Annotated in this window: 14 protein-coding genes and 1 tRNA gene; 5 read left to right on the top strand and 10 right to left on the bottom strand. The window is 71.8% G+C overall.

Annotated elements, in window-relative coordinates; translation table 11 throughout:
* Nucleotides 1-45: 45 nt before the first annotated feature.
* Together ACIPXM_RS06500 and ACIPXM_RS06495 are read right to left on the bottom strand one after the other, a co-directional pair.
* Complete coding sequence (locus ACIPXM_RS06500; RefSeq protein ID WP_401652659.1) at nt 46-756, bottom strand: ribonuclease HII; 711 nt, start codon at nt 754-756, stop codon at nt 46-48.
* A gap of 94 nt (nt 757-850) precedes the next feature.
* Nucleotides 851-1,471, bottom strand: coding sequence for a TetR/AcrR family transcriptional regulator (locus ACIPXM_RS06495; RefSeq protein ID WP_401652657.1), 621 nt, complete (start codon nt 1,469-1,471; stop codon nt 851-853).
* 184 nt (nt 1,472-1,655) lie between these two features.
* Between ACIPXM_RS06495 and ACIPXM_RS06490 the strand changes: the two genes are divergently transcribed.
* Nucleotides 1,656-3,212, top strand: coding sequence for an MFS transporter (locus ACIPXM_RS06490; protein ID WP_401652655.1), 1,557 nt, complete (start codon nt 1,656-1,658; stop codon nt 3,210-3,212).
* 258 nt (nt 3,213-3,470) lie between these two features.
* Here the strand turns inward: ACIPXM_RS06490 and ACIPXM_RS06485 are convergent, their stop codons facing one another.
* From ACIPXM_RS06485 to ACIPXM_RS06465, 5 genes are all read right to left on the bottom strand, one after another.
* The gene (locus tag ACIPXM_RS06485) at nt 3,471-5,306 is read right to left on the bottom strand and encodes a DUF4173 domain-containing protein (RefSeq protein WP_401652653.1); all 1,836 of its coding nucleotides are present in this window, start codon (nt 5,304-5,306) and stop codon (nt 3,471-3,473) included.
* A 267-nt stretch (nt 5,307-5,573) separates the two neighbouring features.
* Nucleotides 5,574-6,485 carry an ADP-ribosylglycohydrolase family protein gene (locus ACIPXM_RS06480; RefSeq protein ID WP_401652652.1) on the bottom strand — a complete coding sequence of 304 codons (912 nt, stop codon included), beginning with the start codon at nt 6,483-6,485 and terminating at the stop codon, nt 5,574-5,576.
* Between the two features lie 12 nt (nt 6,486-6,497).
* A complete protein-coding gene (locus tag ACIPXM_RS06475; protein WP_401652650.1) occupies nt 6,498-7,157 on the bottom strand; it encodes a histidine phosphatase family protein in 660 nt (219 codons plus the stop codon).
* 229 nt (nt 7,158-7,386) lie between these two features.
* A complete protein-coding gene (locus ACIPXM_RS06470; RefSeq protein ID WP_401652648.1) occupies nt 7,387-7,992 on the bottom strand; it encodes a YdbC family protein in 606 nt (201 codons plus the stop codon).
* 32 nt (nt 7,993-8,024) lie between these two features.
* Nucleotides 8,025-8,906 (bottom strand): arylamine N-acetyltransferase, encoded by an 882-nt coding sequence (locus tag ACIPXM_RS06465; protein ID WP_401652646.1) that lies wholly within the window; start codon nt 8,904-8,906, stop codon nt 8,025-8,027.
* A gap of 87 nt (nt 8,907-8,993) precedes the next feature.
* On the opposite strand from ACIPXM_RS06465, the gene ACIPXM_RS06460 reads away from it, so the two are divergent.
* Complete coding sequence (locus tag ACIPXM_RS06460) at nt 8,994-9,566, top strand: TerD family protein (protein WP_401652644.1); 573 nt, start codon at nt 8,994-8,996, stop codon at nt 9,564-9,566.
* A gap of 71 nt (nt 9,567-9,637) precedes the next feature.
* On the opposite strand, the gene ACIPXM_RS06455 is transcribed toward ACIPXM_RS06460, so the two are convergent.
* A complete protein-coding gene (locus ACIPXM_RS06455; RefSeq protein ID WP_401652642.1) occupies nt 9,638-10,423 on the bottom strand; it encodes a DUF6215 domain-containing protein in 786 nt (261 codons plus the stop codon).
* Nucleotides 10,424-10,561: 138 nt separating this feature from the next.
* On the opposite strand from ACIPXM_RS06455, the gene ACIPXM_RS06450 reads away from it, so the two are divergent.
* Both ACIPXM_RS06450 and ACIPXM_RS06445 read left to right on the top strand, forming a co-directional pair.
* Nucleotides 10,562-11,938 (top strand): hypothetical protein, encoded by a 1,377-nt coding sequence (locus ACIPXM_RS06450; protein WP_401652640.1) that lies wholly within the window; start codon nt 10,562-10,564, stop codon nt 11,936-11,938.
* A gap of 70 nt (nt 11,939-12,008) precedes the next feature.
* Nucleotides 12,009-12,081: transfer RNA gene (locus tag ACIPXM_RS06445), tRNA-Ser, on the top strand.
* A 57-nt stretch (nt 12,082-12,138) separates the two neighbouring features.
* On the opposite strand, the gene ACIPXM_RS06440 is transcribed toward ACIPXM_RS06445, so the two are convergent.
* Together ACIPXM_RS06440 and nrdR are read right to left on the bottom strand one after the other, a co-directional pair.
* On the bottom strand, nt 12,139-15,039 hold the full coding sequence (locus ACIPXM_RS06440) for a vitamin B12-dependent ribonucleotide reductase (protein ID WP_401652638.1): 2,901 nt from the start codon (nt 15,037-15,039) through the stop codon (nt 12,139-12,141).
* 193 nt (nt 15,040-15,232) lie between these two features.
* Nucleotides 15,233-15,736, bottom strand: coding sequence for a transcriptional regulator NrdR (gene nrdR / locus ACIPXM_RS06435; RefSeq protein WP_401652636.1), 504 nt, complete (start codon nt 15,734-15,736; stop codon nt 15,233-15,235).
* Between the two features lie 549 nt (nt 15,737-16,285).
* Here nrdR and lexA point away from each other — a divergent pair.
* Entirely contained in the window at nt 16,286-17,074 is a 789-nt protein-coding gene (gene lexA, locus ACIPXM_RS06430) for a transcriptional repressor LexA (protein WP_401652634.1), read from the top strand.
* Nucleotides 17,075-17,311 lie beyond the last annotated feature (237 nt).

Genomic DNA, 17,311 nt, shown 5'->3' with positions numbered 1-17,311 from the left:
CCCAAGGAGCCCGCCGAAGATGCCTGAAGTCGGCAACCGGAAGTATCAGAAGTCGAAGCCGAGTTGACCCCCGCCTTCGAGAGCGGCGGCCTCGGCCGACAGACGCACCTTCTTGAGGTGCCGCCAGCGCGGCATCGCGTCGAGGTAGGCCCAGGAGAGCCGGTGGTACGGGGTCGGGCCCAGCTCTTCGAGCGCCGCCTTGTGGACGGGCGAAGGGTAGCCCGCGTTGGCACCGAAGGCGTACGGGGCGTACTCCTCGGTCTCCCCGCCGAGCTCGCCCATGAGCGCGTCGCGGCGCACCTTGGCGATCACGGAGGCGGCGGCGACGGAGACGCAGGACTGGTCGCCCTTGATCACCGTGCGGACCTGCCAGGGGCCGCCGAGGTAGTCGTGCTTGCCGTCGAGGATCACCGCGTCGGGACGGACCGGCAGCCCTTCGAGGGCGCGGATCGCGGCGAGCCGGAGCGCGGCGGTCATGCCGAGTTCGTCTATCTCGGCGGGTGAGGCGTCGCCGAGCGCGTAGGCCGTGACCCAGGTCTCCAGCTCGGCGGCCAGCTCGGTGCGGCGCTTGGGTGTGAGCAGCTTGGAGTCGGTGAGTCCGGCGGGCGGGCGGCGCAGGCCGGTGATCGCGGCGCAGACGGTGACGGGACCGGCCCATGCTCCGCGTCCGACCTCGTCGATCCCGGCGACGACCTTGGCTCCGGTGGTGGCTCTGATCGATCGCTCGACGCTGTGGGTGGGAGGTTCGTACGGCATGGCGGTGACAGGTTACGCCGCCCGGGACCTCCGCCGGTACCCGGATCCCTCCGGGCACCGGCGCGGGGAGCCGCCGGGCCTCGTCCGGCACCGCTCAGGGACGCAGCAGGGGCATCATCACGCGGTCGATCATCTCGGCCAGCTCGGCGTCGGTCCATTCGCTGGCGCACACCTTGGAGCGGTACATCATCATCGCCGGGATGACGTCGCAGACGAGCTCGTGGGCCGCGTCCTGGCGTACCTCGCCGCGTGCGATCCCCCGCTCGATCACTTCCCGCAGCAGCCGCTGCGAGGGTTCGATCACTCCGCTGAAGATCAGCTCGTGGAAGCGGTCGGCGGAGTCGTGGTCGCATTCGTGAAGGACGGCGCGCAGCGCGAAACCGGGCTTGGAGTACATCGCGGCGCGCACCCGCAGGCACAGCTGGTACAGGTCCTCGCGGACGCCACCGTGGTCGGGGGCGTATTCGAGGGCGGGGAATCCGGTCCTGAGCGCGTCGGCGACCAGGTCGACCTTGGAGGGCCACCGGCGATAGACGGCGGCCTTGCCGGTCTGGGCGCCGATCGCGACCGCTTCCATCGTCAGGCCGTTCCAGCCGACGGTGCTCAGCTGTTCGAGCGCGGCCTCCAGAATGGCCCGTTCGAGCACCGCGCCGCGTCGTCGCGGCGCCGCCGCCCCCTGTGGCCGAGCGGCGGCCTCGGAGTGCGAAGTAACCATCGATACCTCTCTGTTGGGACCCCTAGGGGGTCCTCCTTAGGTGGCGAAACGTTCACCCCCCACCTCGCCCCGGAAGCGCCCAGTGAACGCTTGCGTTCCCTGAGGGGGAGTCACTACCGTGGACACAGTGAACGGGTGCGTTCACTCATTCTTCCGTGGGGGATTCACAGTGACAACATCGTCCGTGGACAAACGGACCGCACCAGACCGTGGCACCGCTGCCGGTGCCGCCCGGTACCCGAACCGGCCGGGCATCGCCCTCGCCGTCATCGCCGCCTGCCAGTTGATGGTCGTCCTGGACGCCACCATCGTGAACATCGCGCTCCCGCACATCCAGGACGCGCTGTCCTTCTCCACCACCGACCTGTCCTGGGTGCTCAGCGCCTACACCCTCACGTTCGGCGGGCTGCTCCTGCTGGGCGGCCGGGCCGGGGACATCCTCGGCCGCCGCCGGGTGTTCCTCACCGGCATCCTGGTCTTCACCGCGGCTTCCCTGCTCGGCGGCTTCGCGCAGGAGCCCTGGCAACTCCTCGCCGCGCGCGCCCTCCAGGGCGTCGGCGGCGCGATCGCCTCGCCGACCTCGCTCGCGCTGATCACCACGACGTTCCCCGAAGGCCCCGAGCGCAACCGGGCGTTCGGCGTCTTCGCGGCCGTGTCGGCGGGCGGCGGCGCGATCGGGCTGCTGGCCGGCGGCATGCTCACCGAGTGGCTTGACTGGCGCTGGGTGCTGTTCGTGAACGTGCCGATCGGTCTGCTCATCGCCTTCCTCACCCCGCGCTTCATCAGCGAGTCCGAGCGCCACCCCGGCCGCTTCGACCTGGCGGGCGCGTTCTCCTCCACCCTCGGCATGGCCGCCCTCGTGTACGGCTTCATCCGGGCGTCGGAGGAGGGCTGGAAGGACGCGCTCACCATCGGCTCGTTCATCTCCGCCGTGCTGCTCCTGGGCGCGTTCGCCGTCGTCGAGTCGCGGGCCAGGGAACCGATCACGCCGCTGCGGATGTTCGCCGACCGCAACCGCTCCGGCACCTACGTGATCATGCTCAGCCTGGCCGCCGCCATGTTCGGCATGTTCTTCTTCATCGTCCTCTTCGTGCAGAACGTGCTCGGCTACAGCCCGATCCGGGCCGGGTTCGCCTTCCTCCCGGTGACCCTCGCCATCGGCACCGGCGCGGCGCTCGCCCAGCGGTTCCTGCCGGTGCTCGGGCCGAAGCCGTTCATGGTGACCGGCGCCGCGGTCACCGGGACCGGACTGTTCTGGCTGACCTTCATCTCCTCCGACAGCTCGTACGTGAGCGGAGTCCTCGGACCGATGGTCACCTTCGGCTTCGGCATGGGCCTGAACTTCGTGACCCTCACCCTGACCGCGGTCTCCGGGGTCGCCCCGCACGAGGCCGGTGCCGCGTCGGGCCTGCTCAACGCGATGCAGCAGGTGGGCGGTTCGCTCGGGCTCTCCATCCTGGTCACGGTCTTCGGCACCGCGAGCAGGGACGAGGGGAAGCGGCAGGCGGCCGACTTCATGGCGCACGCCACCGACGCCCAGAAGGCGGACTTCCTCAAGGAACAGCAGCTGCCCGCCCCGTGGTCGCACGAGATCCTGACGGCCGGCATATCGACGGCGTTCGTCGCGGCCGTCGCGATGGTGCTGGTCGCGCTGGTCACGGCGGTGGCCGTGATCCGGGTCCGCAAGAGCGATCTGGAAGCCCTCGCGGGCAAGGCGGAGGCCGCGGGCCCGGTCGCCTGACGGCCGGCCGGACCGGTCCTGGGCCCGTCCCGGCCGCCTCCCGTGGCCCCATCGCGCCGCGGGAGGCGGCCGGAGTCCCGGCTAGGGCGTGTTGCGAAAGTAGCGCCGTCCGCCCGAAGGGCGGGCCCCGCGGCGTCTGGTGCGTGCGATCGCAAGGCGGAGGGTCGTCCTCGTACCGGGCGTACTCGGACGATCCCGACAACGCAGCGAGCGCGCGTGCCAGGCGTCGCGGGGCAGGCGGGACTTTCGCAACACGCCCTAGGGGTTGTACGGGTCCGTCGTCCCGTACGGATCGCCCAGGCCGTACGGGTCGGCGTTCGGGTCGTAGCCGTCCTCCTCCCGGCTCGCGCCGGGGCACCGGCCGGACGCGTGCGCGGGCCGGGCGGCGAGGATGTCCCTGGCCCGGGACTCGGCGAGGCTGAGGGCGTACCAGGGCTGGTCGCCCTCGTCGTCGAGGCGTTCGGCGATCGGCCCCAGGGCGCAGTGCCGGAGCGAGTCGGGCAGCAGGTCGAGGGCGGGTACGGCGTCGGCGGAGAGCCCGGACAGATAGCGGACGTCGATCTTGTGCAGGCGCTCGTAGCGGTCGACGTTCTGCTGGGCGATCACCGCGTCCGGCCGGATCAGGCCGAAGACGAGCACGAACCCGGCAGCGCTGGCGGCCAACGCGCGGGGCAGCAGCCGGGCACCCCAGATCCCGGCCGCCATGATCAGCACGATGGCGACACCGAGCCAGATCTCCATGGCGGCGACCGAGATGCGCAGCCGGGTGAGCCCGTAGGCGTCGACGTACAGATCCATCCGGCGCAGGGCCGAGGCGACGACGACCAGGGTGAGCACGCACAGGGTGCCGAGCACGGCGCGGACCAGCCGACGGGCGGCGGCGTCACCGCGGGGCGCCCAGCGCAGAGCGAGGCCGATCACCACGAGGGTGAGCAGGGTGGCGGTGAGCAGTTGCCAGAACCCCTGGCGGGCATAGGCGGAGTAGGTGAGCCCGGTCTCGCTGAGCACCTTGTCGTAGCCGCCGAACAGCACGGTCAGCTGGATGACGTTGAAGGCGGCGAAGAGGAGATTCAGGACGATCAGCGGCAGGGCCCACTCCAGGCGGCCACGGGGCTTGCCGGGCGGGAAGGACAGCCGGTCCCAGCGCAGCGGGGCCGCGGCCGTACGGGCGACGGCGACCGCGCCGAACAGGCCGAGCAGCAGGCAGAGCAGCCGCCAGGGCGCCTGGTCGACCGACACGTCCGGCATCAGGGAGCCGAGCAGGTCGGCGAAGGCCGCGTCGGCCCCGGCGAACAGGGCGCCGAAGACCACGAGGAGCACGACGGCGATCAGGACGGTCCGCAGGACAGGACCCCACCGGCTCTGCGAACCGGAGGCCCGCTCACGCAGCCCGCCCCAGACCCAGGGCAGGCCGCCGCCCATCGAGTCGAAGAGCCCGATCGGGGCGAACAGCACGCTGGGCCAGCCGCGGCCGCCGTGCAGGGCGTAGCCGGTGAGACCGAGGGTGGTGAGGACCGCGAGGAAGGTCGGCCAGCCCGCGTCGCTGAGCGCGGGCACCAGGAGCAGCGCGGCCCCGCCGAGCGCCCAGACCAGGGTCCAGGGGCGAAGCCGCCGCCCGGCCGCGCGGGCGGCGAAGGCTCCGGCGAGGGTCGCGGGGACGGCGACCAGGAGCAGGTTCAGGCCCGCACCGCCGGTGAACAGCAGGGAGGCGAGCACGGCGGTCGCGAGGATCGCCCAGAGGGTGGCCGCGGTGGGGCGGGCCGGAGCCGGTGGCCTGAGCGGGCTGGGCGTCGGCTTCCGGGGCGGGGCCCAGGCCGGGTGGGCGCCGTACGGGGCGTACGCCCCCGGTGCGGCTCCCGTCGTCCGGCCCGGCACGGGGGACGGGGCGGGCGCGCCGGGCCGTGGCGCGCCCCCGGGTATACCGCCCGTTGCCGCGCCCGCGGCGGCGGATGGCCGGTCCGACGGCGGGCTCTGCGCGGCCTCCCGCGCCTCTTTCTGTCCCCCCTGAGCCCCTTGAGCCTGCTGGGCCTGCTGGGCCTGCTGGGCCTGCTGCGGAGTGCCCTTCGGCGGCTCGGCGGACGGTGTGTCTGTCACGGGACCCCCTCCCGCCCGGCCCAGCCGCGAGCGGGGCCACACCAGGTGGCCGTGCGGCGGGGTTCCGGGTTCCTCGACGGCGCGCTGCGGACATGATCAGCGCTGCGAAGGGCCGACTGTAACGGCGCTTCCGCCGGACGGAACCCGCCCCGCACGCTCCCCGGCCCGCCTGTGGCAGGACCGTGACACTCCCCCGCCGGGCACCGCGCGCGCACCCCGCACGCACGGTCGCGTGCGGGAGTCCCCCGTACCCGGAGACCCGCGTCGCTAGGACGCGGCCGCCACCGGCACCCAGTCGGGCAGGGCCTCGGTCCGCTCGCGCCACTCGGCGGGCGGCGCGCCCGCCGTCCCCGCGGCGACCACGCCGCAGGCGATGGCGCAGGTCGTGTCGACGTCGCCACCGACCCCCGCCGTGGTCCAGAAGGTGCGCTCGAAGTCGTCGAGCGCCCGGGCGGCGGACCACAGCGCGAAGGGCACGGTGTCGTGCGCGCTGGTCCGACGGCCGCTGCCGAGGACGGCCGCGACCGTGCCGGCGTCGTCGTAGTCGAGCATGTCGCGGGCCCGGCGCAGCCCGGCGCCGACCGCGCTGCGCGGCACGAGCGCGACGACCCCGTCGAGAAGGGCGCCGGGGCTCGGCGGTCCCGCCGGGTTCGCGGCCAGGGCCGCCGCGGCGGCGACGGCCATCGTGCCGGCCACCGCCTCGCGGTGCTGGTGGGTGGTGTAGGCGGAGATCTCGGCCTGGTGGGTGGCCTGTTCCGGATCGTCGGCGTACCAGGCGCCGAGCGGGGCGATCCGCATGGCGGCGCCGTTGCCCCAGGAGCCCTGTCCGCTGAACAGCTCGGCGGCGAGCTGCCGCCAGTCGCCGCCCTCGCGGACGAGCCGGAGCATCCGGTTGACCGCGGGGCCGTAGCCGCGGTCGAAGTCGTGGTGCCGGGCGAAGGAGTCGGCCAGGGCGTCCTGGTCGATCCGCCCGTGCGAGACGAGCACGGCCAGCACGGAGCAGGCCATCTCGGTGTCGTCGGTCCACTGCCAAGGACCGGACGGGAGTTCCCGTCGCTTCAGCAGGGGGTAGTTGTCGGGGACGAAGAACTGGGAGCCCAGGGCGTCTCCCACGGCCAGTCCGCGCAGGCTGGCCAGGGCGCGGTCGAAGCGCCCGTGGAGAGAGGAGTCAGCGGTCATCGCTCAGCCACTCTAACCGGTGGGGCCGTACGGTTCCGGGGTACGCCAGCGTTCGAAGGGGCGGTCGAGGCGGTACTTGCCGTCGGCGTCGAGCAGCAGGACCCGGGTTTCCGCGTTGTCGGGGTTGGACAGCGATTCGAATTCGGCGACCGTCCAGTGGAACCAGCGCATGCAGAAGAGGCGCATGGTCAGGCCGTGGGTCACCAGGAGCACGTTGGGCGGGTGGTCGGGGGCCTCGAAGCTGCGGTAGAGGCTTTCCAGGAAGGCGCCGACCCGGTCGTAGACATCGGCGCCGGACTCCCCCTGGGCGAAGCGGTAGAAGAAGTGGCCGTAGGCGTCGCGGTACGCCTTCTGCAGCCGGACGTCCTCGCGCTCCTGCCAGTTCCCCCAGTCCTGCTCACGCAGTCGGGGCTCCTCGCGGACCCGGACCAGGGTGGGGTCGAGACGGAACTCCCGGAGCGTCTCGTGGGTCCTCCGATAGGGCGAGACATAGACGCTGACCTGCTCGTTCCCGAACAGGTCGCGCAGCTTCCCGCCGGTCGCCGCCGCCTGGCGCTGTCCGTGCTCGGTGAGCCTGAGCGCGTGGTCGGGCTCGCGCTCGTACACCGTGTCATCGACATTGCCCTCGGACTCGCCGTGCCGTACGAGGACTATGCGCCGCGGTCGTGCCATGGCTCGACCCTAGACGGCCGTCCGCCGGACGGCTCAGCCGAGCCTGGTCGTACCGTCCATCCGGGGTACGTCAGCGGGCTGAGGCCCCGCAGGCACCGACACCCACCCACCGGCCGTCGGCGCACCCGGCACCCGGCACCCGGCACCCGGCACCCCGCACCCGCCACGCCCGCAACCGCCACCCGACACCCGACACCCGGTCGGGCCGCACACGGCACCCGCCGCCGTCTCACACGGTCCAGGCGGCTTCCAGGTCCACCACGTCGCCCGTCATCGCGGCGACGTCCGCCTCCGTCTGGGCGCGCAGCCCGAGGCGCTCGATCCGCTCGACCCGGTACTTGCCGTGCTCGGCCGCCGACTTCCACATCGACAGGACCAGGAACTCGTTCCCCGGCGCCTGGCCGAACAGACCGCGCAGCATCCCCGGCGATCCGGCCATCGCCGGGTTCCACACCTTCTCCTGCATCAGGGCGAAGTGGTCGACCCGCTCCTCGTGCACCCGGCAGTGCGCGACCCGTGCCACGTCCGCGTCGGCGAAACGCGGCTCGAAGCCGGTCTTCACGTCGAAGCGGTGGTCGAAGAGTTTGATCTGCGTGTCGCGGAAGGTACCGGCCTGTGCGGACGCGAGCCGGTCGTGGGAGCGCGCCATGAAGGAGTCGTAGAAGGCCCGGCTCTCCCAGAAGCCGAAGATGTGGGCGACATCGGGCCGCCGCCTGCTCCACCCCCCGCCCTGTCCCCGGAATCCCGGCTCACCGAGCAGCCCCGCCCATTTCCGCTGCCCCCGCTCGAACCCCCGACGGTCCACCACGGTGCAGCGAATCCACTTGACCAGCACCGCGCCATGGTACGGGGCACGGCGACGCTCCGTCAGACCTCCGCCGGGTGCGCCCGGAGCAGTCCCGCGACTTCCTCGGCGTCGAGTCCGATGCCGAAGATCCGGTCCAGCGTCCCGGCCAACTCCTCCGGCCCCACACGCCGTTCGGTACGGGTGCCGTCGCGGTGCAGTTCGGTGAGACCGTCCCTGATCAGCGCCCTGCGCACGGCCGCGCCCAGCCGCTGGGCGACCACCTGGCCGAGGAAGCGCGAGCGGGGGTGGCTGGAGCTGTAGTGGTTCATCAGCTCGAAGTCGACGGGGTGGAGGGTGTGCGGGGCGAAGGAGTACAGATCGGTCCACCCCTCCGGGCGACGCGTGCTCAGCACATGGACGCCCTCCGTCTCGACGCGTACCCCGAACTCCCAGCCGTCCTGGTCGACCCGCGCGCCGTCGGTCAGCGGGACCGGCGCCAGCGGCCCCTGCCAGCCGAACCCGGCGTCCACCAGCCACTGTTCGCCGCCACGCGCGCCACCGCGCTCGGGCGCGTCACGGCCGTCCGACGCGTCACGGCCGTCCGACGCGTCGAGAGTCACGACGAGCAGCGCGTGGGTGATCGGGGTGAGGGCGTCGCCGCGGGTACGGTTGCGGGCGCCACGGCCGGTGACGGTGAACCCGATCCGCTCCAGGGCGGCGGCGAGCAGGATGTTCTGCTCGTAGCAGTAGCCGCCGCGCCGCCGCCCGACCAACTTGGCCTGGAGGCTGGGCACATCGAGGGGTACCCGGCGGCCGAGGGCCACGTCCAGGTTCTCGAACGGGATCGCGGCGACATGCGCCGCGTGCACGGCGCGCAGGGTCGCGAGATCGGGCGCGAGGGTGCCCGCGTACCCGATCCGCGCCAGATACGCGTCCAGATCCAGCTCTTTCCCGCCCCACATACGACTCTCCCCCGCGACCGATGACATGTTGATCACATGACACCATGAGGGGCGGTGCAAAAACCGTACCGGGAGAGGGGATTCACCGTGAGCGAGCTCAATAAGGGAGTCGGCAAGGTCGAGGTCTCGCTCAGGTGGGACCCCAGCCCGGCCGGTGCCGCCGCGCACGACCTGGATCTGGTGGCGGCGGTCTACACGGCGGACGCCCCGTACGGCCCGCCGGACTATCTGGTGCACTTCGACAGCCGTTCGCCCGACGGCACCATCGCCCTGCTCCGGGACAGCCGTACGGGGCAGGGCTTCGGCTACGACGAGTCGATGACCGTCGAGCTGGACCGGCTCGCCGCGCGCTACGCGCGCGTGGTGGTCGGTGTCGCCATACAACAGGGCGCCGGACGGCTGACGTTCGGGCAGGTACGGGCGACCGGCGTGCGGGTCCGCGAGGGATACACCGATCTGCTCGTCGACGATCTGGCGGGCGTGGCGGACGCGACGGCGGCCACGATCGCCGAGTTCACGCGGGGCGGCGACGGCACGGACGCCGCCCAGGCCGGGGCCGGGGCCGAGACGGGCTCCCGGTGGTCCTTCCGCGCGTTCCTGCACGGCTTCGACATCGATCCGAGCACCTTCGGGGCGGTCATGGGCGCGCGGCGCGCCTGACCGCCCACCCCGGAGGCCCGGAAGGCCCGCAAGGTCCGGGAAGCCCCGGTAGCAGGGCGGGCCGGTCGGCGTCAGTGACCGGCCCACCCCGGCAGCGTCGGCAGCACGTGCTGGGCGACCCTCATGAGCGTCGCGTCGTCGGGCGTCACCTTGTCGTCGCGCCAGATGACCAGTTCGTACGAACCGCCGCTGTCCTTGGGGTCCTTGGCGACCAGCAGATGTCGGGCGATGCCGCCGGGCCCGGTCCTGCTCTCGTGCTTCCCGCCGAGGTCGAAGGTCAGCTCGATGGTGCGGTCGGAGTAGAGCACCGCGGCGCGGCCCTGGAAGGTGGTGGGCTCGGTGCGGGGCAGCAGCTTGCCGAGCTGACGGACCGGGAGCCGGTCGTACGAGGCGTTGAGCTGGAGCGTGTACCCGCCGAGCTGCACCTGGCCGTGCGGGCTCGGACGGTCCCCGACCTTGCCGTCACGGCCCGAAGCGCTGTCGGCCACCGCGTCCGGGATGCCGAGCAGCACCGGCAGGTCGGGCCGGTTGAGCCGTCGGCAGAGCTGGACACCGGAGAGGTACGCCCCCGACGACGGCGGCGCGGTGGCCGCCGGGCACCCGGCGGGGCCGCGCGCGGCGGCCGCCTCCTGCTCGTTGTGCGCCATGTACCAGAAGCCGCCCGCGAGTACCGCGCCGAGGGCCAGGGCGGCCCCGACCTGTGCTCCCACGTTCGGCCCCCGCTCCTTGGGTGCCCGCGGAGCCACCGGCGTCCCGGGCGCCACCCGCCCCGCGCCGGACTCCGCCGCCCCCACCGCCCGCTGCTGTTCCGTCACGCTCTCCCCCTGCTTCCCCTGATTCCCCCGCGTGCGCCGCATGATCACGCGCCACGCGCGGCAGAGCGTAACCCGCGCCCCCTACCCGCGAGTACCCATGAGTACCCGCGAGTAGTTCCACCGCGCGGGCCTTCGGATAACCGGTGGAGCCACGGGCGGCCCCGGTGACAAGGTGACACCATGCCGTCTGCCCAGGCCGAACCCCTGCTCCGTGAACTGCACACCTCGCTCGGCCTGCGCAAGCGCCCCGAGGACGTGGCCCAGTCGGTCCTCGACCTCCACGCCGCCGGGGGCGTCGTCCTCTCCCCGTCGTCCCTGGCCGCGCTCGACAAGGCGGCCGCGCACTCGCTGCGCAGGCTCTGGCACGGCTACACCTCCCTGCGGGAGGACTTCGCCCGGCCCGTCGGCGCCCAGCGCCAACTCGGCCGGGCGGCGGCCCTGTTCGCCTCCGTCCCCGAGCTGCCGGACGGCGCGGGCGACGATCCGGAGCGGATCGAGGCGGTGATCCGGCGGGCGGGCGAGGAGATCGGCCGGACGTACGGGCAGAACGACTTCGGCCTGGACCGGCTCGACCGGGCGGAGCGCGCGGCGGCGGGGCTCGGCGAGCTCTCGAAGCGCCAGTACAACAAGCGGTTCCGGCTGCTGCGCCGGATGGAGGCCAAGCTGGCCCGGCTGCTCCACGAGCAGCGCCGCCGCGAGGTGACGATGACCGGCAAGAGCGCCTTCGCGCACACCCTGCCGTACGAGCCGTTCGCCGCCGATCCGCACACGGCGGCGTTCGTGGCGTACACCACCGCACGCGGCGGCATGCGCAGTGTCTTCACCAATGGGCCGCAGCGGCGGGTCCACGACGAGATCGCCGAGGCGCTGTTCCAGGAGCTGCGCGACGCCCCCGAGCGGACCCGCTGGGAGGTGGTCGCACACGTCCGTCCGACGGCCGAGGTGCTCGCCCAGGTCTCCGACGAGGACCTCACGCGCCTTCTGGTGCGCTGGAACCGGTTCCTCCGCCAGGTCGCCGACATGCTGGAACACGCCTGGAACCGGCACCCGTTGGAGCGCGGCACGATGATCGTGCGGCGCGGTGACGACTCGTCGACTTGGAACCAGGCGGCGCAGGCGTGGAACACGGCACGCGCGCACTGGTTCGCGCTGCTCACCGCGCTGGGCGAGGACGCCGTCCTGGACCGGGTGTGCCCCGGCAAGGTGCCGCGGCTGATGGCCGCCGACGTCGCCCACTGGCACCGCAGGAGCGGCGGCGGGCTGCATCCCGACACCCTGGTCTGGTCGGAACTCCCGCTGCCCTGGGAGGTGCTGCGGGGCGAGCGGGAATGCCCACGCTCCCTGGTGGAGCAGGTGTGCGCCCGCCATCGCGTCGATCCGGTGGCGAGCACCTGGACCGCGCCGCGCCCGGACGTCACGGAGGCCGCGCCGTTCCGGCGCACCCCCGAACTCGTCCACGGCGTCGTCGTCGAGGACCCCTTGACGGCGAGCGCGCTCCGGTCGGCCGGGGTCTTCTCCGGCCGGCAGAAGCGCGCCGCCGCCGAGGAGTGGACGTGACCCGCCCCTGGTGATCCACGGCCTAATTCGCTTGCCCGGCCGCGCGGTTCCGGACGAGGATCGTGATCACGACGAGGAAGCTCTGCGGTGGAGCGCCTGGCTCGATCTCCGGGTGGACGTAGGTTCGAATCCTGCCCTCGTCGGCGGACGACGAAGGGGACCGGCCCGAGGCCGGTCCCCTTCCTCAGTCAGCTAGCGGATCAGCTGCAACCGCTGGTCGAGCCGCAGCCCTCGCAGATGTAGCAGGAGCCGGCGCGCTGCATCTTGGTCCCGCAGGAGAAGCAGAGCGGGGCGTCGGCCTGGATGCCCAGCTGCATCTCGACGAGCTCGGCGCTGGTGTGCGCCTGCTGCGGGGCCGGGACGACGGCCGGGGCCTCGGGCTTCGCCGGGGCGGCGACGGCCTTCAGCTCCTGGGCGCGGGGCGCGGACTGGGCCAGGCCCTCCACGTCGACCTCGTCGTCGGCCGCCTCGTACGAGCCGGTCTCCAGGTGACGCTGACGCTCCTCGGCGGAGTGGATGCCGAGCGCGGAACGGGTCTCGAACGGCAGGAAGTCGAGCGCCAGGCGGCGGAAGATGTAGTCGACGATCGACTGCGCCATCCGCACGTCCGGGTCGTCCGTCATGCCGGCCGGCTCGAAGCGCATGTTGGTGAACTTCGAGACGTACGTCTCCAGCGGCACGCCGTACTGCAGACCCACCGAGACGGCGATCGAGAAGGCGTCCATCATGCCGGCCAGGGTGGAACCCTGCTTCGACATCTTCAGGAAGACCTCGCCGAGACCGTCGTCCGGGTAGGAGTTGGCGGTCATGTAGCCCTCGGCGCCACCGACCGTGAAGGAGGTGGTGATGCCCGGGCGGCCCTTCGGGAGGCGCTTGCGGACCGGGCGGTACTCGACGACCTTCTCGACCGCGGTGCGGATGGTCTCCTCCGCCTTGGCGGTGACCTCCTCCTTCTCCGTCTCCTTCTTCTTCGCGGAGAGCGGCTGGCCGACCTTGCAGTTGTCGCGGTAGATGGCGAGCGCCTTGACGCCCAGCTTCCACGCCTCGAAGTAGATCTCCTCGACCTCCTCGACGGTCGCCGTCTCCGGCATGTTGACCGTCTTGGAGATGGCGCCCGAGATCCACGGCTGGATCGCGGCCATCATGCGGACGTGGCCCATCGGGGAGATGGCGCGGTCGCCCATGGCGCAGTCGAAGACCTCGTAGTGCTCGGTCTTCAGGCCGGGCGCGTCGATCACATTGCCGTGCTCGGCGATGTGGGCGACGATCGCCTCGATCTGCTCCTCCTGGTAGCCCAGGCGGCGCAGGGCCTGCGGCACGGTGCCGTTGACGATCTGCATCGAGCCGCCGCCGACCAGCTTCTTGAACTTGACCAGGGCGAGGTCGGGCTCGACACCGGTGGTGTCGCAGGACATCGCGAGACCGATGGTGCCGGTGGGGGCGAGCACGGACGCCTGCGAGTTACGGAAACCGTTCTTCTCGCCCAGCCGGACGACGTCCTGCCACGCCTCGGTCGCCGCGGCCCAGATCGAGCTGTCCAGGTCCTCGGTGCGCGGGGCGACGGCGTTGGCGTCGGCGTGCTGCTTCATGACGCGCTTGTGGGCGTCGGCGTTGCGGGCGTAGCCGTCGTACGGGCCGACGACGGCGGCCAGCTCGGCGGAGCGCTTGTACGCGGTGCCGGTCATCAGCGAGGTGATCGAGGCGGCGAGGGTGCGGCCGCCGTCCGAGTCGTACGCGTGACCGGTGGCCATCAGCAGGGCGCCGAGGTTGGCGTAGCCGATGCCCAGCTGGCGGAAGGCGCGGGTGTTCTCGCCGATCTTCTGGGTCGGGAAGTCCGCGAAGCAGATGGAGATGTCCATCGCGGTGATGACCAGCTCGACGACCTTGGCGAAGCGCTCCACGTCGAAGGACTGGTGGCCCTTGCCGTCGTCCTGGAGGAACTTCATGAGGTTCAGCGAGGCGAGGTTGCAGGACGTGTTGTCCAGGTGCATGTACTCGCTGCACGGGTTCGACGCGGTGATCCGGCCGGACTCGGGGCAGGTGTGCCAGTTGTTGATGACACCGTCGTACTGGATGCCCGGGTCGGCACAGGCCCACGCGGCCTCGGCCAGCTTGCGGAAGAGCGCCTTGGCGTCGACCTTCTCGATGACCTCGCCGGTCATCCGGGCCCGCAGGCCGAAGTCGGTGCCGTTCTCGACGGCCGTCATGAACTCGTCGTTCACGCGGACGGAGTTGTTGGCGTTCTGGTACTGGACGGACGTGATGTCGTCGCCGCCCAGGTCCATGTCGAAGCCCGCGTCGCGCAGCGCGCGGATCTTCTCCTCCTCCTTCACCTTGGTGGCGATGAAGTCCTCGACGTCGGGGTGGTCGACGTCGAGCACGACCATCTTCGCCGCGCGGCGGGTGGCGCCACCGGACTTGATGGTGCCGGCGGAGGCGTCGGCGCCGCGCATGAAGGAGACCGGCCCGGAGGCGTTGCCGCCGGAGGACAGCAGCTCCTTGGAGGAGCGGATGCGGGAGAGGTTCAGGCCGGCCCCGGAGCCGCCCTTGAAGATCATGCCCTCTTCCTTGTACCAGTCGAGGATCGACTCCATGGAGTCGTCGACGGCCAGGATGAAGCAGGCCGAGACCTGCTGCGGCTGCGGGGTGCCGACGTTGAACCAGACGGGGCTGTTGAAGCTGAAGATCTGGTGCAGGAGGGCGTACGCCAGCTCGTGCTCAAAGATCTCGGCGTCCGCGGGCGAGGCGAAGTAGTCGAAGTCCTCGCCGGCCTTGCGGTACGTCTTCACGATGCGGTCGATCAGCTGCCTCAGGCCGGTCTCGCGCTGCGGGGTGCCGACGGCCCCGCGGAAGTACTTGCTGGTGACGATGTTGACCGCGTTCACCGACCAGAAGTCGGGGAACTCGACGCCGCGCTGCTCGAAGTTGATCGAGCCGTCGCGCCAGTTGGTCATGACGACGTCACGACGCTCCCAGGCCACCTCGTCGTACGGATGCACGCCGGGGGTGGTGTGGATGCGTTCGATCCGCAGGCCCTTGCTCGCCGCCTTGGCTCCCTTGGTGCGGGAACCACGTGCCGGACCGCTCGCCGTCTCTGTCATGCCGCCTCCCATATACGGGCAAAACACCCTGGAGCGCCCGGAAAATTCCAGGGCTCTGTTTTCTGTACTGCTGTATGTACTGCTCGATGTGCTGCTGTTGCCCTGAGCTCCTCACGGACCGCTCGGGGCACGTTCTCGTGCCGACCGCACCACGGCGGCCGGTCACCGGACCACGCGGGGTCCGGGTCCGCCGTCAGTCGGCGGCGGGAACGGGGACCGCGGGGGTCCCTCCGTTCTCGCGCTCTTCGGCAGGCTGCCGCACGCGGAGCTCCGCGATGGCGGCCTCGAAGTCGTCGAGGCTGTTGAAGGCCCGGTAGACGGATGCGAAACGCAGGTACGCGACGACGTCGAGCTCCTGCAGCGGGCCGAGGATGGCCAGACCCACGTCATGGGTGGTCAGCTCGGCGCTCCCGGTGGCGCGCACCGCCTCCTCGACCCGCTGGCCGAGCTTGGCGAGGGCGTCCTCGGTGACCGGCCGTCCCTGGCACGCCTTGCGCACGCCGGAGATGACCTTGGTACGGCTGAAGGGTTCGGTGACCCCGGACCGCTTGACCACCATGAGCGAACACGTCTCCACCGTCGTGAAACGACGGGAGCAGTCCGGGCACTGGCGGCGACGGCGGATCGACGTCCCGTCGTCGGTGGTGCGACTGTCGACGACACGGCTGTCGGGGTGCCTGCAGAAGGGGCAGTGCATGGTGTTCCGACCCTCCCTCACGGCACGACTGAGAAGCCTCGCCCGGCCGGTGAGGCCCTGCGAAGCGACCACCAGCATAGGCGATCCGAGCTGCCCCGGCAGACCGGGGACCACTACTTGTGGGTGGCTGATGCCATACAACCACTAGATCTTGGGTCCAGCCCCGATTTCAACCCGTGCGCGTGTCGCGCTCCGACGGGGACCAGCGAGGGCCTCGGGGCCCGCTTCGGGGCCGCGTACGGGCCCGTCGGGCCGCCACGAGGGTACGGGAAGGGCGCGCCGACACGGCTCCCGGGGCGGCCGGTGCGAGACTGGGCCGCACCCGCCCGGCGGGGCGGCCTCGCGAGACCGCCGCGCGGCTCCGGGGCCGACGGTGAAGGTTACCGTAATGACCGATTTGGGAATGCGGTCGGGGTACGCGTATACACCCGCACACCTGCACACGTGAGGCGAACTGCGAATTTTCACTCGAACGTGTGTTTGGCGCAACCTTTCGAAAGCCACTACCGTTGTGCCAGCCAGGGAGACCAATCGAGAGGGGCCGACGACGTGACCACCACCGCAGACAGTGCCACCATCACTGCCCAGGGCCGCGCCGCCCAGGGCCGACTCGAGCCGGTGCATGCGATGAACGACGCCATGAGCGGGGAGGAGCCCGGCCGGCCCGCGCGGGCACTCCCCGGACGACCTCCAGGCATCCGGGCCGACAGCTCCGGACTCACCGACCGGCAGCGCCGGGTGATCGAGGTCATCCGCGACTCCGTGCAGCGCCGGGGCTACCCGCCGTCGATGCGCGAGATCGGCCAGGCCGTCGGCCTCTCCAGCACCTCCTCCGTGGCACACCAGCTGATGGCCCTGGAGCGCAAGGGCTTCCTCCGCCGCGACCCCCACCGCCCCCGCGCGTACGAGGTCCGCGGCTCCGACCAGCCCAGCACCCAGCCCACCGACACCACCGGCAAGCCCGCCGCCTCCTACGTCCCCCTGGTCGGCCGCATCGCCGCCGGTGGCCCCATCCTGGCCGAGGAATCCGTCGAAGACGTGTTCCCGCTCCCCCGGCAGCTCGTCGGCGACGGAGAGCTGTTCGTCCTCAAGGTCGTCGGCGACTCCATGATCGAAGCCGCCATCTGCGACGGCGACTGGGTCACCGTCCGCCGCCAGCCCGTCGCCGAGAACGGCGACATCGTCGCCGCCATGCTCGACGGCGAAGCCACCGTCAAGCGCTTCAAGCGCGAAGACGGCCACGTCTGGCTGCTCCCGCACAACTCGGCCTACCAGCCCATCCCCGGCGACGAAGCCACCATCCTCGGCAAGGTCGTCGCCGTCCTCCGCCGAGTCTGACCCCGACCCCACCACGTCGGCCCCGAACCGGGCCCCGGGACCCCTGCGCCGGTCCCGGGGCCCTGTTGTTTGGGGAGCTCGGTTCGCCTCCGGGCGCCCCAGCGTGTGTCGACGGTCGACCGTGCTCGGTCCCTCGTACCTCGGGACCTCCGCGCGCTCTCCCTTTCGACACCCACGGCGCCCTTCGGCTCACTCGCCCCTACGGGCACAGCCGCACCAGCAGGCACCCCCGGGGGT

Origin of the sequence: Streptomyces sp. NPDC090025 (assembly GCF_044748125.1) — a bacterium.
Taxonomy (GTDB): Bacteria; Actinomycetota; Actinomycetes; order Streptomycetales; family Streptomycetaceae; genus Streptomyces.
This window is presented reverse-complemented; position numbering and strand designations above follow the sequence as displayed.

Excerpts from the sequence above, each read along its gene's own strand:
- ACIPXM_RS06500 (WP_401652659.1), bottom strand. The coding sequence starts at position 756 with ATGCCGTACGAACCTCCCACCCACAGCGTCGAGCGATCGATCAGAGCC.
- ACIPXM_RS06495 (WP_401652657.1), bottom strand. The coding sequence starts at position 1,471 with ATGGTTACTTCGCACTCCGAGGCCGCCGCTCGGCCACAGGGGGCGGCG.
- ACIPXM_RS06480 (WP_401652652.1), bottom strand. The coding sequence starts at position 6,485 with ATGACCGCTGACTCCTCTCTCCACGGGCGCTTCGACCGCGCCCTGGCC.
- ACIPXM_RS06475 (WP_401652650.1), bottom strand. The coding sequence starts at position 7,157 with ATGGCACGACCGCGGCGCATAGTCCTCGTACGGCACGGCGAGTCCGAG.
- ACIPXM_RS06465 (WP_401652646.1), bottom strand. The coding sequence starts at position 8,906 with ATGTGGGGCGGGAAAGAGCTGGATCTGGACGCGTATCTGGCGCGGATC.
- ACIPXM_RS06455 (WP_401652642.1), bottom strand. The coding sequence starts at position 10,423 with ATGCGGCGCACGCGGGGGAATCAGGGGAAGCAGGGGGAGAGCGTGACG.
- ACIPXM_RS06450 (WP_401652640.1), top strand. The coding sequence starts at position 10,562 with ATGCCGTCTGCCCAGGCCGAACCCCTGCTCCGTGAACTGCACACCTCG.
- ACIPXM_RS06440 (WP_401652638.1), bottom strand. The coding sequence starts at position 15,039 with ATGACAGAGACGGCGAGCGGTCCGGCACGTGGTTCCCGCACCAAGGGA.
- nrdR (WP_401652636.1), bottom strand. The coding sequence starts at position 15,736 with ATGCACTGCCCCTTCTGCAGGCACCCCGACAGCCGTGTCGTCGACAGT.